12 protein-coding genes are annotated in these 15,204 nt (G+C 61.9%); 8 read left to right on the top strand and 4 right to left on the bottom strand.

The window, feature by feature from the left end:
- Positions 1–6: 6 nt before the first annotated feature.
- Entirely contained in the window at positions 7–354 is a 348-nt protein-coding gene (locus ACN9MY_RS11120) for a hypothetical protein (RefSeq protein WP_426170642.1), read from the bottom strand.
- Between the two features lie 364 nt (positions 355–718).
- Here ACN9MY_RS11120 and xth point away from each other — a divergent pair, with 364 nt between their 5' ends.
- Positions 719–1,483 carry an exodeoxyribonuclease III gene (gene xth / locus ACN9MY_RS11115; RefSeq protein WP_426170640.1) on the top strand — a complete coding sequence of 255 codons (765 nt, stop codon included), beginning with the start codon at positions 719–721 and terminating at the stop codon, positions 1,481–1,483.
- Here the strand turns inward: xth and ACN9MY_RS11110 are convergent.
- On the bottom strand, positions 1,480–4,776 hold the full coding sequence (locus tag ACN9MY_RS11110; protein ID WP_426337330.1) for a sensor domain-containing protein: 3,297 nt from the start codon (positions 4,774–4,776) through the stop codon (positions 1,480–1,482). The genes xth and ACN9MY_RS11110 overlap by 4 nt on opposite strands.
- A gap of 249 nt (positions 4,777–5,025) precedes the next feature.
- On the opposite strand from ACN9MY_RS11110, the gene tssI reads away from it, so the two are divergent.
- From tssI to ACN9MY_RS11075, 7 genes are read left to right on the top strand one after another with little or no spacing between them, the layout of a single operon-like run.
- Positions 5,026–7,674: a type VI secretion system tip protein TssI/VgrG gene (tssI, locus tag ACN9MY_RS11105; RefSeq protein ID WP_426337329.1), complete on the top strand. Its 2,649-nt coding sequence runs from the start codon at positions 5,026–5,028 to the stop codon at positions 7,672–7,674.
- 12 nt (positions 7,675–7,686) lie between these two features.
- Positions 7,687–8,517: a DcrB-related protein gene (locus ACN9MY_RS11100; protein ID WP_426170635.1), complete on the top strand. Its 831-nt coding sequence runs from the start codon at positions 7,687–7,689 to the stop codon at positions 8,515–8,517.
- 2 nt (positions 8,518–8,519) lie between these two features.
- Positions 8,520–9,761 carry a PAAR domain-containing protein gene (locus ACN9MY_RS11095; RefSeq protein WP_426170633.1) on the top strand — a complete coding sequence of 414 codons (1,242 nt, stop codon included), beginning with the start codon at positions 8,520–8,522 and terminating at the stop codon, positions 9,759–9,761.
- Entirely contained in the window at positions 9,762–10,145 is a 384-nt protein-coding gene (locus ACN9MY_RS11090) for a hypothetical protein (protein WP_426322385.1), read from the top strand. It abuts the gene before it with no gap.
- A gap of 52 nt (positions 10,146–10,197) precedes the next feature.
- Entirely contained in the window at positions 10,198–10,569 is a 372-nt protein-coding gene (locus ACN9MY_RS11085; RefSeq protein ID WP_426170630.1) for a hypothetical protein, read from the top strand.
- A complete protein-coding gene (locus tag ACN9MY_RS11080) occupies positions 10,566–10,991 on the top strand; it encodes a hypothetical protein (protein ID WP_426322383.1) in 426 nt (141 codons plus the stop codon). Before ACN9MY_RS11085 ends, ACN9MY_RS11080 begins: the two co-directional genes overlap by 4 nt.
- Positions 10,966–11,385 carry a hypothetical protein gene (locus ACN9MY_RS11075; RefSeq protein ID WP_426337328.1) on the top strand — a complete coding sequence of 140 codons (420 nt, stop codon included), beginning with the start codon at positions 10,966–10,968 and terminating at the stop codon, positions 11,383–11,385. The genes ACN9MY_RS11080 and ACN9MY_RS11075 overlap by 26 nt, the downstream gene beginning before the upstream one ends.
- A gap of 35 nt (positions 11,386–11,420) precedes the next feature.
- Here the strand turns inward: ACN9MY_RS11075 and prpF are convergent, their stop codons facing one another.
- Positions 11,421–12,605 (bottom strand): 2-methylaconitate cis-trans isomerase PrpF, encoded by a 1,185-nt coding sequence (gene prpF, locus ACN9MY_RS11070; protein WP_426322379.1) that lies wholly within the window; start codon positions 12,603–12,605, stop codon positions 11,421–11,423.
- Positions 12,606–15,203 carry a Fe/S-dependent 2-methylisocitrate dehydratase AcnD gene (gene acnD, locus ACN9MY_RS11065; protein WP_426337327.1) on the bottom strand — a complete coding sequence of 866 codons (2,598 nt, stop codon included), beginning with the start codon at positions 15,201–15,203 and terminating at the stop codon, positions 12,606–12,608.
- Between the last annotated feature and the right edge of the window lies 1 nt (position 15,204).

Below are 15,204 nucleotides of genomic sequence, written 5' to 3'. Positions count from 1 at the left end.
TCGGGCTCAGTCGGCCGACTGGCCTCTTTTCTGACGCAGCCCCTGGATGACGTGCATGATGTCGTCCATGCTGTTCGCGCCGATGCCCTGGAACGCATCGAGGACTTCGTTCAGGACTTCGTTACGCACCTCGGCGTCAGCAGTAGCAATCGCTTGCGGGCGCTGGGACGCTGCGCGGGCGCTTGCCTCGCGGGCCGACTTGCGGCCGCTTGGCGATTTGCCATGTTCCAACGCCGCTTGCCAGATCAGCCAACGACGTTGTGTCTCATAGACCAGATACTCTTCTGGCTTGTCTTCGCGCCGACGGACGATTTGGCCGTCCTTCTGCGCCCATGCTTCGAATGCAGATCGCATGTGTATTCCTTTAGTTTGCAGTGCTCGTTAAATCGGAATTAGTTTCCCTATATTACCACTTATTGACGCAGGACAACATTCAAATCCGTTGTAAATAAGCAAAATCACCCAGCTTCGTGGAAACAACTTCGATACCAACCTTGTAATTATATTGACATTTACGGTTGTTGATACCGTAATTTTAGTACCAATCTGATAACTATGAAGCACTATTGGAAATTATTTTTACAGCGGCACCTTTTTTGCGACAAGAAAGCACAATTTTGATGTCACCGTAGAATCATTGTTTGGCTCAAATACGACAGCTTCCCATAGCATAGTGAGTATTGATAAGATCTGCCCCCACCTGATTAGAAAGACTGAAATGAAATTAGCCACTTGGAATGTTAACTCATTGAACGTTCGCTTGCCGCACGTTACGAAATGGCTGGGCGAAAATCCGGTCGATGTGCTTTGCATCCAGGAAACCAAGCTCACCGACGACAAGTTCCCGGTCCGCGAAATCGAGGAGATGGGCTACCAGGTGGCCTTCAGCGGCCAGAAAACCTACAACGGCGTCGCCATCCTGTCGCGCCACCCGATGGAAGACGTGGTCAAGAACAATCCGCACTACCCGGACGAACAGCAGCGCATCCTGGCCGCCACCATCAACGGCATTCGCGTGGTCAGTGCCTATGTGCCGAACGGCCAGGCGCTGGACTCGGACAAATACACCTATAAACTGGGCTGGCTGGCCGGCTTCCGCGACTGGCTGGGCGAAGAAATGGCGCGCAACCCGCACCTGGCCGTGCTGGGCGACTACAACATCGTGCCCGATGTACGCGACACGCACGATCCGGCGATGGAAGGCGACATCTTCTGCTCGGACAAGGAGCGCGCCGCCCTGCAAGCCTTGTTCGACCTCGGCCTGCACGATTCCTTCCGCCTGTTCGAACAGCCGGAGAAGGCTTTCTCGTGGTGGGATTACCGCATGCTGGGCTTCCAGAAGAACAAAGGCCTGCGCATCGACCACGTGCTGCTGTCCGCGCCGCTGAAGGAGCGCTGCGTTTCCTGCGTGATCGACCGCGCACCGCGCAAGTGGCAGCAGCCCTCCGACCACGCGCCGGTGATTGCAACCCTGGGCGCCTAAGCGGCCTGGCGCTCCATCATGAGCTGGGCGCGCACGCCCAGCACCGGTTTCGAGAACAGGTAGCCCTGGGCATAAGTACAGCCTTGCTCGCGCAATAGCTGGAACTGTCCTTCCGTCTCCACCCCTTCGGCCACCACCGACAGCTGCAGGCTGTCCGACAGGGCGACGATCGCGGCCACGATGGCGCGGTCCTCCGCACTTTGCTCCAGGTCCTTGATGAAGGCGCGGTCGATCTTGATCTTTCGCACCGGGAAGCGCTTCAGGTAAGCCAGCGAAGAATAACCGGTGCCAAAGTCATCGATCGACAGCCGGATCCCCATTGCATTGATCTGGCCCAGGATAGCCAGCGTCTGTTCGCCATGCTGCATCAGCGCTGTTTCGGTGATTTCGAATTCGATCAGCGCCGGATCGATGCCCGTGTCTTCCAGCGTGCGGCGGATCGAATCGACCAGGCCGCGGTGCATGAACTGCCGCGCCGACAGGTTGATCGCCATCGGCACCGGCGCCATGCCCTGGCGCTGCCATTCCATGCTTTGCTCGCAGGCGCGCCGCAGCACCCATTCGCCGATCGGCACGATCAGCCCATTTTCCTCGATCAGCGGGATGAACTGGTCCGGCATCACCAGCCCGCCGGCCGGGCGGCGCCAGCGCAGCAGCACCTCCAGCGTGGCCAGGCGGCGTGTGGCGATATCCATGATCGGCTGGTAGTGCAATTCGAACTGGCCGAGCTGCAGCGCCGAACGCAGCGCGCTCTCCATTTCGAAATGCATGGCCGCCGCCGTGTTCATCTCTTCGTTGAAGTATTGGTAGTTGTTGCGTCCGGAAGCCTTGGCGTGATACATGGCCGCATCGGCATTGCGCATCAGGGTGGCGACGTCGCCGCCGTCGTCGGGATAGGTGCAGATGCCGATCGACGGCGTGATATGCAGCAGGCGCCCTTCCAGCGCAATCGGCTCGGACAGCAGGTCGATGATCTTTTGCGCGACGTGGCTCGATTCGTCCGTGCCGTGGATGCCCGGCAGCAGCACCACGAATTCGTCGCCGCCCAGGCGCGCCACGGTATCGCTGGCGCGCACCGCGCCCACCAGGCGCCCCGCCACTTCCTTCAGCAAGGCGTCGCCGGTCATGTGGCCCAGCGAATCGTTGATGGTCTTGAAGCGGTCGAGATCAATGAACATCACGGCCAGGCGGCGCTCCGAACGCTGCGCGGCCAGCATGGCGCGATCCAGGCGATCGGCCAGCAATGCACGGTTGGGCAGGCCGGTCAGGCTGTCGTGGTAGGCCATATGGTGCACGCGGGCCTCGGCCTGGCGGCGTTCCACGATTTCAGCCTGCAGTTGCGCGTTGGCGCCGGCCAGTTCGGCGGTGCGCTCCAGCACTCGCACCTCCAGTTCGTCGCGCGCACGGCGCACTGCTTCGGCGGCTTCGCGGCGTGAGGTGACGTCGTCGATCAGCCATACCGAGCGGCCCTTGGGGTCGGCCATGTCGAATGGACGCCCCGACAGACGTGCCCAGAATCTGCTGCCATTCTTGCGCACAAGCTGGTATTCGTAGGAGCTGGCATGGCCCGCCAGGAAGTCCTTTTCGGTGGCCTTGCGCGCCGCGTCCCAGGCAGCCAGGTCGGGGTAGAAGGTCTGCACGCTGACGCCGGCCATTTCGCCCGGGCCGTAGCCGAACAACTCTTCCATCTTGGCGTTGCAGCGCAGGTTGCGCCCCTTCTCGCAGACGGAAATGCCCATCACCGCGCTGTCCAGGATTGCCTGGTTTTCCAGCAAGGCATTGCGCAGCGATTCCTCGTCATGCTTTTGCGCGGTGCGATCCTCGATGATCCAGATCGTGCCCTGGGTCGGATCTTCCGGATTCACGACATAGCCGATCAGTTGCGCCCAGAAGTCGCTGCCGTCCTTGCGGCGCATCAGCGTTTCGCAGTGGAAGTGCTTGCCCTGGCTAAGCAGGGGGCCGGCAATGGCGCCGACCCGATGATAGGTCTCGTCGTCCGGATAAATGGCGCGGCCCGGCATGCCAAGCGCTTCCTCGCCCTGGTAGCCGAACATGTCGGCAAAGCCGCGGTTATAGCGCGTGATCAGGCGGTTCTTGGTGAACAGGATGGAGATCGAGGCATTGGTCATGATGGCCTCGACTTCCATCTGGGTCTGGCGCGAAACGGTCACGTCTTCCAGTATCCAGATGGTGCCGCCTGCGTTGTGCTCCTGGTCCACGGCCTGGGCGCGCACGCGGCACCAGATGATGCTGCCGTCCTTGCGCACCAGCTGGCATTCGCGCAGTTCGAACAGCTGGCCGGCAGCGAGCAAGGGCCCCGCCTGCAGGCCGAAGGCCGTGTGCTGCTCCACGTTTTCAAACAGCTGCGAAGCGTGGCGGCCGCGCAGCTCTTCCAGCGTATAGCCGAACATTTCAGCCATGCGCGGATTGACCGTCATGATTTCCTGGTTCTTGGTGAACAGGATGCCGACCGAGGCATTGTCCAGGATCGCCTTCTGCTCGAGCAACAGTCGGCCCATTGCTTCGTTCGCCATGCGCTGCTCATTGATGTCTTCCAGGATGAACACGGTGCCTTCGCGGGCATCGGCCGGGTCCAGCGCACGGCCGTTGGAACGGCACCAGAACAGGCTGCCGTCCCGGCGCCGCAACTGCAGCTCCAGCGTCAGCGGCGTGCCTTTCGCCAGCATCGGGAAATACTCGGTGCGGATGCGCAGCGCTTCTTCCGGCGTCGAGTACAGGATTTCGCTTGGCGCGCCTTCCAGCTCCTGGCGTGCATAGCCGAACATTTCGGCAGCGCGCATATTGCACTCGACGATATAGCCGTTCTTGGCAAGGATGATGCCAACTGCCGCATTTTCCAGGATGGCCTGCTGCTCCAGCATGGCCTTGCGCAGCGCACGCTGGTCGCGCTGGGCACTGCTGATATCGTTGAAGATGATGGTGGCGCCGCCATCCAGCCCGCCCGGCAGCGCCTTGACGGTCAGTTGCACCGCGACGTAATTGCCGCTGGCGTTGGTGAGCACACTGTCCCATTTGGGCGCTGTGCGCGGCGCCATGTTCGGCAATGCCGCGGACACCACCAGCGCGGCATTCAACTGCGCATTCGCTTCGGCGCGCACATGGCGGGCAAACATTTCCACCACGTTGCGGCCACGCGGATCGGATCGCAGCAAGGCGTCGAATTCGGCGTTGGAAGCGAACACCAGGCCGTCCGCATCGCAGGCGCAGGCTGGCATTCCGACCAATTGCAAGGCATTGGCCACAACTTCAACATTACTCGAAACAGAATTCATGTACGCCTGGACTCCGGGGGTATCCAGCCGATCATAGCGTACAAACCTGGCTAGTCAAAGAAAAGGCCGGGCTTGCTGACATTGTTACAACAAAAACATGTCTTTTTGCCGCCACGCAGTAATCCACCATCCAGTTTCAACCGTGCGAAGTAATTCGGCGCAATTTGGTATCGTCCGCAAGTTTGCTTATTTGATAAGTACGTTAGATACGCGCTTGTCGCAACTTGATAATTGATAGGAGTTGCCTGAATGTCGTTTGGACCATTGGATGGCAAGACAGCATTGGCGTCGTCGCCCTTGGGCGAAGCGCCTGGCGCATCGTCGCTGGTCGGCAAGCTGGCCGACAACATCGTGCCCACTGCAGTTGAGATGGCGGCGCAAGACAAAATCCCACCCGCTGCTGCGCAACTGGCGCAAACCGCGATCGGCGGACTTGGCGCCGGATTTGGCACGAATGCAAGCGGCGACGCGCCTGCTGCAGCGCCGGCAAGCGCGCTGACGCAAGGCGCGACCGCCCTGGCCGTGCAAAGCCTCGGCGGCTTGCTCGCGCCGGAAAAGGCGCCGGTTGCCGAGGAGGCGCTGACCGCCGGATCCCAGGCCGTCCGGCTCCACGCTGCTGAAGGCCGGGCCCCCGAGCCTGGTGCCGCGGGGACGTACGCTGCCGAACAAGCCGCGCCCGTCGCCGCGTCGGCCGTTGCCAGGGCGCTGCAAATCGAAGAACACCCGCTGGCCGGCCTGGCCATCAAGGACTTCATGTCGCCGGCCCCGGAATATGCGCCGGCCGTCATGAAGCCGCACCTGGCGGCATTGCAGGAGGCAGTTGGCAGCGGCCCCTTTGCCGCATTCCACGAAGGCAGCCGCCTGCTGCGCTTTTACTCGCCGCTGGAGGGCGACAAGGCCCTGCTGGTCGAAACGGTCACCGGCGAAGCCAGGCTGTCGTCGCCTTACCGCTACACGCTAGGCCTGCTCTCCAAGAGCTCCAGCATCGACCTGCAAGACCTGCTGGGCAAGAACGTCAGCGTCGGCGTGCGCCTGGCCGACGGCAGCGAGCATTTCATCAACGGCTATGTCAACGTATTCGGATTCACCCGATCGGATGGCGGGTTCGCCTTCTACCACGCCGAAATCGTGCCCTGGCTGGCCTTCCTGCAGCGCCGCACCAACTCGCGGATCTTCCAGGACGCCAGCGTGGTCGATGTGCTGACGCAGATCTTCAGCTCCGACTACGGCAGCCTGGCGGCCTATGAATTCCGCACCGCCAGGACCTACCTGCCGGAAAACTACATCGTCCAGTACGACGAAACCGACGAACACTTCGCCAGCCGCCTGATGGAGAAGTATGGCCTGTTCTACTACTTCGAGCACAGCGAAGAAGGCCACGTCATGGTGATCAGCGACGACTCGCGTGACAGCTCGTTCTGCCCGCCGCAGTCCGCACATGCCGACATCGAATTCAATGGCGGCAACCGCTGGCACGACCGCGATGCCGTCACGGCCTTCACCGCACGGCGTGTGCTGCAACCGACCAAGGTCGCTCTCAATACCTTCGACTTCAAGTCGCCCAACACGGTGCAATATGTGGAACTGCCGACCGCCGCGCGACAGGGTGATGTGCCGACGCTCGAAGTCTACGACGGCAACCCGGCCTTCTCCTACAAGGACCGCGACAGCGGCGAGCGCGAGGCGCAGCTGCGCATGGAAGCCATGGAATGGCAGGCCAAGCTGTTTGCCGGCGAATCCGATTGCCGCGGCCTGGCGCCGGGCCACACCTTCAAGCTGCACGGCCACCACTGGTTCGACGTCACCGACGAAAAGGACAACGATTTCCTGGTCATCGGCGTGCAAATCAACTGCCGCAACAATTTCTTCGGCAGCGACCAGAGCGACGTTTATCGCAACAGCTTCACGGCGATCCGCCGCAAGATCCCCTATCGCCCGGTGCGCGAGCATCGTTCGCCGCGCATGCCCGGCCCGCAGACCGCCACCGTGGTCGGCCCGAAGGGGCAGGAAATCCACACCGACCAGTATGGCCGCATCAAGGTGCAGTTCCACTGGGACCGCTACGGCCGCCGCGACGAAGCCAGTTCCTGCTGGATCCGCGTCTCGCAGCCGTGGGCCGGCAAGGGCTGGGGCACGGTTTCCATCCCGCGCATCGGGCAGGAAGTACTGATCGACTACCTGGAAGGCGATCCGGACCGCCCGGTTTGTACCGGCCGCCTGTTCAACGCCGACCAGCCGGCGCCTTACGCACTGCCCGGCGGCGCCCATATGATGGGCTTCAAGAGCCGCTCCACGCCGGGCGGTGGCGGCTACAGCGAAATGGTGATCCACGACTCCAAGGGCTCGGAGCTGATCAACATCCACGCGCAGAAGGACATGGTCACGACCGTGCAGAATGCGCACGCGACGACCGTCAATGGCCCGCACCAGACCAACACGGTGAGCCAGGGCTACCAGCGCAACACGGTCAAGCAGCAGATCGAAATCGTTTCCGAGACATCCTATATCGACCAGCGGGCCAAGCAGCATATCGCGCTGACGGCGGAGACCGAACATATCGCCCTGACCGCGAAAAAACATGTCGAAGTAGTGGCGCAAACGGAGCATATCGGCGCCACCGCAAAGAAATTCGTGGAACTCAAGGCGGAGACCGAACACATTGCCGCCACGGCGAAAAAGCACATCCAGCTGAAAGCCGAAACCGAGCACGTGGAAGTGGGCGCCAGCAAATTTGTCGACATTAAATCCGACACCCAGCACATTCACCTGACGGCCAACACCGACATCACGCTGCAGGTCGGCGCCAGCAAGATCGAACTGCGCGCCGACGGCACCATCACGATCCAGGGCAAGTATGTCGACATCGTCGGTAGCGACCGTATCGACCTGAACAAGTAGGAGCCGACAACCATGCAATATCACACCAACAGCGCCACCTTCGAGCTTCCGGCACCGCTCAAGGACAAGTCCATGCACATGTTCGTCGTGCGCGACGACGGGCCCAGTGAATTCAGCGTAGTGATCACCCAAGCCGACGTTCAGCGGGAAGAGAGCCTGGCCGACTTCGGCGACCGCCTGCAAAAGGAACTGGGCCGCGCCCTGCCCCGCTTCCAGCTGCGGGGCCTGAAGGAATGCCAAGTCGGCGGCTCGCCGGCGATCGAGCTGGCCTATAGCTGGCGCAAGGACGGCAACTTCATGCACCAGCGCCAGGCCATCGTGCTGGTCGAAGGGCCAGCGCCCGGCACGCGGCAAGCCATGATGGTCGCCGCCACCTGCCTGAATGCCTTCAGCGACGAATGGAACGCAGCGTTCGACGGCCTCCTCGCCAGCATGACGCTGCGCAATCCCTTGAGCGTGGCCGCGGCAGCTCCAAAACGCAAGGTCGTCGTGGCCACGCAGCCCTATACCTTCGCGCTTTCCGCCCGCCGGCGCAGCCTGCACGTCTTCGCAAACCAGGGCGAGGCCTGCCGCAGGACCGATCCGCGCGAAGTGGAGCTGGAAACCTGGGCGTTTTTCGACGCTGCCGGCAACCGTCTGCAGCCGCATTTCACGGCGCCCAATTCCTACGATCCGGGGCTGCGCAACACAGGCATGTACCAGCTCGCCGCCCATTCCGATCCTGATGCGGCCACCCTGCTCGACAACCTGCACCTGGCGGCTATCTACGATCCCCCGATGGACATCCCGGGCCTTCCGCACCTCGATGCGGTGCGCAGCTTCCTTGAGCGGCAGGCAGGCTAGCCATGGCGCAGGCTGCTGCAAGGCTGAATGACCCGATCGGCCATAGCCCGACCATGAGCTGGCTGTTGGCCGGCGTGATTGCCGCCGCGGCCATCGCCGTGACGGCGGTTGCTGTCGTCGGCACTGGCGGCCTGGCTGCCGCTGCCATCATTGGCGGCGCTGCCGCCGCCGGCGGCGGCATCGGCGAAGTATTGAGCACCATGAGTTGGGCTCCCAAGGAAGAAGTGGGAAATATAACCACGACTGGCTCGCCCAATGTCTTCACCAACAGCCTGCGCGCCATACGTGCCCATCTCGACACGGCAAAATGCGACAAGCATACGGACACTGAAAAGGTGGCGACCGGCAGCAATAAGGTGTTCATCAACAGCTGGCCTGCCGCGCGTGTCGACGACAAGACGACCTGCAGCGCCACCATCACCAAGGGTTCTCCCAACGTGAACATCGGCGGCGAGACTGTGCAGACCGACGAAATTCACGCCGAAGACCTGGTGCCCACCTGGGTACATGTGACCATGTTCGTCGTGGGGGCAGGCGCTGCATTTGTCTTGGCGGCGCCCCTCGTAGCGATTGGCGGCCTTGCCGGCGGCATACTTGGTGGCATGGGCGGCAGTTGGGTGGGTGGAAAAGTCTTTGGCGAAGGGTCCGATGGACAGAAGTGGTCGATGTTGGGCGGCGGTTTGCTGGGTGGCTTGTTGGGTGCCAAAGGCGGCAAGCTCTGGTCTCCAAAGAGTCCTGCAGGCGAACCGACTGTCAATACCAACCCGGCCCGCAACCCGCTGAAGGACGATGCGATGCCGCGCGATGGGGACCGCTTGGTGGTCAACCAGGGGCGGGTACCGACCTGCGGCCATAATTCCTGCGGCATGGTCCTGGACACGATGGGAAAACCCGTTGAGATTGGCGCGCTGATTGAACGCATCCCACCCGGCAAGGATGGCATTTATCCGCAGGACGTCGTTGCCCTGTTCAAGTCCGAAGGCGTTCGCGCCAATTACAGGACTGGGCGCAACGTGAATGACCTGGCACGTTATACTAAGGATGGAACACCTGTCGTTGCTGTCATTGAAGATAGAACGGGCGGTTCCAGCTTCCGTCACTTCATTGTTGTCGATGGCGTGACGACGAGGAACGGCGTACCGGTTGTTGCGATCCGGGACCCTCACGGCAAGCAGTATTTCAGCCCGGTTAGCACATTTGAGAAAAACTATACGCGGGAAGTCATAGTACCGAGGAGTAAATAAGTGAGTCTGCAGTTAAACATTTCTCTGCCCAAGAACCTGGTCACCGCTGACCTGATCCGGCAAAAGAATATCCCGTGCCTATGTAAAGTAGCCAAGGAATTCGAGATCGAATTCATGGACCCGCTGCCAGAGGCGACCGGCGTGGTTCAGGGCTGGGACAGGCGATTGCTCGATGAACGTGCTGTCGCCGGCGCGGGAGGGCTTTATACGCACTATGCATTTGGTCTCGTGACCCTCGACCAGGTACAGCCGGACGTTTACAGGATCGTCGATTTGGCGTTCTTTAACAGAATCTTTGGTTGGTGCCCGATCCTGGAAAACGGAGACTACGCTCCCCCAGGAAAATTCTCTGATGATGACGAAGAAGACGATTTCGGAAGATGAGGGCCAGCGCTAAGCAGATACGATGCACTGCTAATGAGCTCCAGGAGAAGTAGTGAGTTTGTACCTGCAAATTGATTTGCCAAAGAACCTCAGTTCGGAAGAAGTGACCCGGCAAAAAAACATCCCTTGCCTTTGCAAGGTAGCCGAGGAATTCGAGATCGAATTTTTGGATCCATTACCGGGATCGACAGGTGTTGTGCAGGGCTGGGATTGGAAGCTGCTTCACGAGCGGGTTATTTCGGGCATTGGCGGTCTGTACACCCATTACACGTTTGGCATGGTGACCCTGGAAATTGCGCAGCCGGGCATTTACAAGATCATCGACCTGGCCATGTTCGACACAAGCTTTGGCTGGTGTCCGGTACTAGAGAACGGGGAATATGGCCCTCCCGGAAAGTTCTATGATGAAGACGATATCGGATGATGAGTACAGGTGAATTTGAAAGACTGCTTGGCAATGAAAGCTCCCCCTGGTTTGAATACAACCTGGAGATCGCTAGCGAAGCCTTGAATGAATTTACCTCCGATGACTGGAGCGACCTGCAGTCCAGGGTCCTGTCATTTTCCGCATGCCTTCAGGAGCGCTGTGCCGAGGCAGTTGGCGAGTCCAGGAGCAACGATGGAATTGGCGTTTTGACGACGCTGCTTATGTCATCGTCCTGCCTCGATGTCGCGGCAATCGCTGCCAGCCAACTAGACGATATGGAGGTTCAACTGCCAGTTTCCCTGCGAGGAAGGCTGCAGCAATTATTGGATCAGTTGACCTCTCGCCACAGCACGCGTGCAGAAGACGTGCAAGGTCTGATCTCGGTCTGTTCGGATGAACTACACGCTGAAAAATTATGATGCCCTGCTGAGGGGCGTGCGCGAATGCGATGACTACTGGGCTGACGTCGGTATCCTCGACGCCATTGCCTTCCTGGAGGCATTTTCCGACCAAGAGTGGATCATGTTGCAAGACCTGCTGGCAGAACGCCCCCGGCTCTGGCAGCGCTCATGCGCAGAAACGCTCAGCGAAGTCACGAATCAGACTCGGAGTTTCGATTTGTTGCTTCGGCTGATGCAAGAGGGAGACGATGACGTGACGATCGCCGCGCTCGACTCGATCAATGCCCTGGCCTGCTACGGCCTGGACATCGGCGGCCAAGCCACGCAACTGCGGGGCGCCATCGCCAAAGCAAGGTCCAACGCCGGTGCGGCGGTATCCCGCATGCTGGACGCGCTCTCACTGCAGCTTTAAAATGCGCGCCCGGCCGGCAGCCGGGCGCGCAAGGCTTATTCGGCCGGTACCCGTACCCAACCTTCCATCAAGACCCGCGCGCTGCGGCTCATGATGGCCTTCTTCACGGTCCACTCGCCGTTTTCCAGGCTGGCCTGGGCGCCGACGCGCAGCGTGCCGGATGGATGGCCGAAGCGCACTGCTTCGCGTTCACCGCCGCCGGCGGCCAGGTTGACCAGCGTGCCGGGAATCGCCGCCGCCGTGCCGATTGCCACGGCGGCGGTACCCATCATCGCGTGGTGCAGCTTGCCCATCGAAAGCGCACGCACCAGCAGGTCGATATCGCCGGCCTGCACCTGCTTGCCGCTGGACGCGGCATAGCCGGTGGGCGGGGCGACAAAGGCGACCTTTGGCGTGTGCTGGCGGGTGGCCGCCTCCGACACGTCCTTGATCAGGCCCATGCGCACTGCGCCGTGCGCACGGATCGTCTCGAACTTTGCCAGGGCAGCGGCATCGCCGTTGATCGCTTCCTGCAGCTCGGTGCCGGTGTAGCCGATGGCATCCGCGTTGATGAAGATGGTCGGAATGCCGGCGTTGATCATGGTCGCCTTCAGCGTGCCGACGCCCGGAACTTCCAGGTCGTCGACCAGGCGGCCGGTCGGGAACATCGAACCGCCTGCCCCCTCTTCCTCCGCCGCAGGGTCCATGAATTCAAGCTGGACTTCGGCCGCCGGGAAGGTCACGCCATCCAGTTCGAAGTCGCCGGTTTCCTGCACTTCACCGTTGGTCATCGGAATGTGCGCGATGATGGTTTTGCCGATATTGGCCTGCCAGATGCGCACCACGGCCATGCCGTCGCGCGGCACGCGGGCCGGCGCCACCAGGCCGCCGCTGATGGCAAACGCGCCCACTGCCGCCGACAGGTTGCCGCAGTTGCCGCTCCAGTCGACAAAGGCCTTGTCGATGCTGACCTGGCCGAACAGGTAATCCACGTCGTGGCCGGCGCGGGTGGAGGCGGACAGGATCACCGTCTTGCTGGTGCTCGATGTCGCGCCGCCCATGCCGTCGATCTGCTTGCCGTACGGGTCCGGGCTGCCGATCACGCGCAGGAGCAAGGCGTCGCGCGCCTTGCCTGGCACCTGGGCCGCTTCCGGCAAGTCCTGCAGCCGGAAGAACACGCCCTTGCTGGTGCCGCCACGCATATACGTGGCAGCTACCTTGATTTGCGGTTTGTGTGCCATTTACGCAGCCTTTGCGGTTTCGAGGAAGTCCTGCGCGAAGCGCTGCAGCACGCCGCCTGCCTCATAGATCGATACGTCTTCCGACGAGTCGAGGCGGCAGGTCACCGGCACTTCCACGCGTTCGCCGTTCTTGCGGTTGATCACCAGGATCAGCGTGGCGCGTGGCGCGCGTTCGCCGATCACGTCGAAGGTTTCGGTGCCGTCGATGCCCAGGGTCAGGCGGTTGACGCCAGCCTTGAACTCCAGCGGCAGAACGCCCATGCCCACCAGGTTGGTGCGGTGGATGCGCTCGAAGCCTTCGGCAACGATGGCTTCCACGCCCGCCAGGCGCACGCCTTTGGCTGCCCAGTCGCGCGAAGAGCCCTGGCCGTAATCGGCGCCGGCGATCACGATCAGCGGCTGCTTGCGGTCCATATAGGTTTCAATGGCTTCCCACATGCGGGTCACTTTGCCTTCCGGCTCCACACGGGCCAGCGAACCGGCCTTGATGCTGCCGTCGGCATTGCGCACCATTTCGTTTTTCAGCGTCGGGTTGGCGAAAGTAGCGCGTTGCGCGGTCAGGTGGTCGCCGCGGTGGGTGGCGTAGGAGTTGAAGTCCTCTTCCGGCAGGCCCATTTTGTGCAGGTATTCGCCTGCAGCGGAGTCCATCATGATCGCGTTCGATGGCGACAGGTGGTCGGTGGTGATGTTATCGCCCAGCACGGCCAGCGCGCGCATGCCCTTCAGCGTGCGTTCGCCTGCCAGCGCGCCTTCCCAGTAAGGAGGGCGACGGATGTAGGTCGATTGCGGACGCCAGTCGTACAGCGGCTCGGCGCGTTCCGCAGCTTCTTCGCTGCGCGCGAACATCGGGATGTAGACCTTGCGGAAGTGGTCCGGCTTGACGCTGCTTGCCACGATCGCGTCGATCTCTTCATCGCTCGGCCACAGGTCCTTCAGGGTGACCGGCTTGCCGGCGGCATCGTGGCCCAGCACATCCTTCTCGATGTCGAAACGGATGGTGCCGGCGATGGCGTAGGCCACCACCAGCGGCGGCGATGCCAGGAAGGCCTGCTTGGCGTACGGGTGGATGCGGCCGTCGAAGTTGCGGTTTCCAGACAGGACTGCGGTGGCGTACAGGTCGCGCTCCACCACTTCCTTCTGGATCACCGGGTCGAGCGCGCCGGACATGCCGTTGCAGGACGTGCAGGCGTACGCCACGACGCCGAAGCCCAGCTTTTCCAGCTCAGGCATCAGGCCTGCTTCCTCCAGGTACAGCGTCACGGCTTTCGAGCCTGGCGCCAGCGAAGACTTGACCCACGGCTTGCGCAGCAGCCCGGCCTTGTTCGCGTTGCGGGCCAGCAGGCCTGCCGCGATCATATTGCGCGGGTTGTTGGTGTTGGTGCAGCTGGTGATGGCAGCGATGATCACGGCACCGTCAGGCATCTTGCCTGGCTCGTTTTCCACCACGCCCGATATCCCGCGCGCTGCCAATTCGGAGGTTGGGACGCGCTTGTGCGGGTTCGAAGGACCGGCGATATTGCGCACCACGGTCGACAGGTCGAACTTCAGCACGCGTTCGTATTCCACCTTTGCCAGGTCGTCCGACCACAGGCCGGTGTGCCTCGCGTAGGTTTCAACCAGCGCCACCAGGTCGTCGTCGCGGCCGGTCAGCTTCAGGTATTTGATGGTCTGCGCATCGATCGAGAACATCGCGGCAGTGGCGCCGAATTCCGGCGCCATGTTCGAGATCGTGGCGCGGTCGCCCAGGGTCAGTGCGGCGGCGCCTTCGCCGTAGAACTCCAGGTAGGCCGAGACCACTTTTTCCTTGCGCAGGAACTCGGTCAGCGCCAGCACGATGTCGGTCGCGGTAATGCCGGGCTGTGGCTTGCCGCTCAGCTCAACGCCGATGATGTCCGGCAGGCGCATCCAGGAGGCGCGGCCCAGCATCACGGTTTCCGCTTCCAGGCCGCCCACGCCGATGGCGATCACGCCCAGCGCGTCAACCATCGGGGTGTGCGAGTCGGTGCCTACCAGGGTGTCCGGATAGGCCACGCCATCGCTCACTTGAATGACCGGCGACATGCGTTCCAGGTTGATCTGGTGCAGGATGCCGTTGCCCGGCGGGATCACGTCGACGTTCTGGAACGCCTTCTTGGTCCAGTTGATGAAGTCGAAACGGTCTTCGTTGCGGCGGTCTTCAATGGCGCGGTTCTTGTTGAAGGCGTCCGGATCGAAACCGCCGCATTCCACTGCCAGCGAGTGGTCGACCACCAGCTGGGTCGGCACCACCGGATTGACCAGGGCAGGATCGCCGCCCTGCTCTGCGATGGCATCGCGCAGGCCGGCCAGGTCGACCAGCGCGGTCTGGCCCAGGATGTCGTGGCACACCACGCGGGCCGGGAACCATGGGAAGTCCAGGTCGCGCTTGCGTTCGATCAGCTGCGACAGCGACGCGGTCAGCGTGGCCGGGTCGCAGCGGCGCACCAGGTTTTCCGCCAGCACGCGCGAGGTGTACGGCAGCGTGGCGTAGGCGCCCGGCTTGATCGCATCGACCGCTTCGCGCGCGTCGAAATAACCCAGCTTGGTGCCAGGGAGTTGCTTACGGTATTGGGAGTTCATG

This window comes from Pseudoduganella sp. R-31 (genome assembly GCF_049913235.1).
GTDB lineage: Bacteria > Pseudomonadota > Gammaproteobacteria > Burkholderiales > Burkholderiaceae_D > Rugamonas.
This window is presented reverse-complemented; position numbering and strand designations above follow the sequence as displayed.

What these genes read in the sequence shown, in the direction of transcription:
- ACN9MY_RS11120 (WP_426170642.1), bottom strand. Translation starts at nt 354, where the DNA reads ATGCGATCTGCATTCGAAGCATGGGCGCAGAAGGACGGCCAAATCGTC.
- xth (WP_426170640.1), top strand. Translation starts at nt 719, where the DNA reads ATGAAATTAGCCACTTGGAATGTTAACTCATTGAACGTTCGCTTGCCG.
- ACN9MY_RS11110 (WP_426337330.1), bottom strand. Translation starts at nt 4,776, where the DNA reads ATGAATTCTGTTTCGAGTAATGTTGAAGTTGTGGCCAATGCCTTGCAA.
- tssI (WP_426337329.1), top strand. Translation starts at nt 5,026, where the DNA reads ATGTCGTTTGGACCATTGGATGGCAAGACAGCATTGGCGTCGTCGCCC.
- ACN9MY_RS11100 (WP_426170635.1), top strand. Translation starts at nt 7,687, where the DNA reads ATGCAATATCACACCAACAGCGCCACCTTCGAGCTTCCGGCACCGCTC.
- ACN9MY_RS11095 (WP_426170633.1), top strand. Translation starts at nt 8,520, where the DNA reads ATGGCGCAGGCTGCTGCAAGGCTGAATGACCCGATCGGCCATAGCCCG.
- ACN9MY_RS11080 (WP_426322383.1), top strand. Translation starts at nt 10,566, where the DNA reads ATGATGAGTACAGGTGAATTTGAAAGACTGCTTGGCAATGAAAGCTCC.
- ACN9MY_RS11075 (WP_426337328.1), top strand. Translation starts at nt 10,966, where the DNA reads ATGAACTACACGCTGAAAAATTATGATGCCCTGCTGAGGGGCGTGCGC.
- prpF (WP_426322379.1), bottom strand. Translation starts at nt 12,605, where the DNA reads ATGGCACACAAACCGCAAATCAAGGTAGCTGCCACGTATATGCGTGGC.
- acnD (WP_426337327.1), bottom strand. Translation starts at nt 15,203, where the DNA reads ATGAACTCCCAATACCGTAAGCAACTCCCTGGCACCAAGCTGGGTTAT.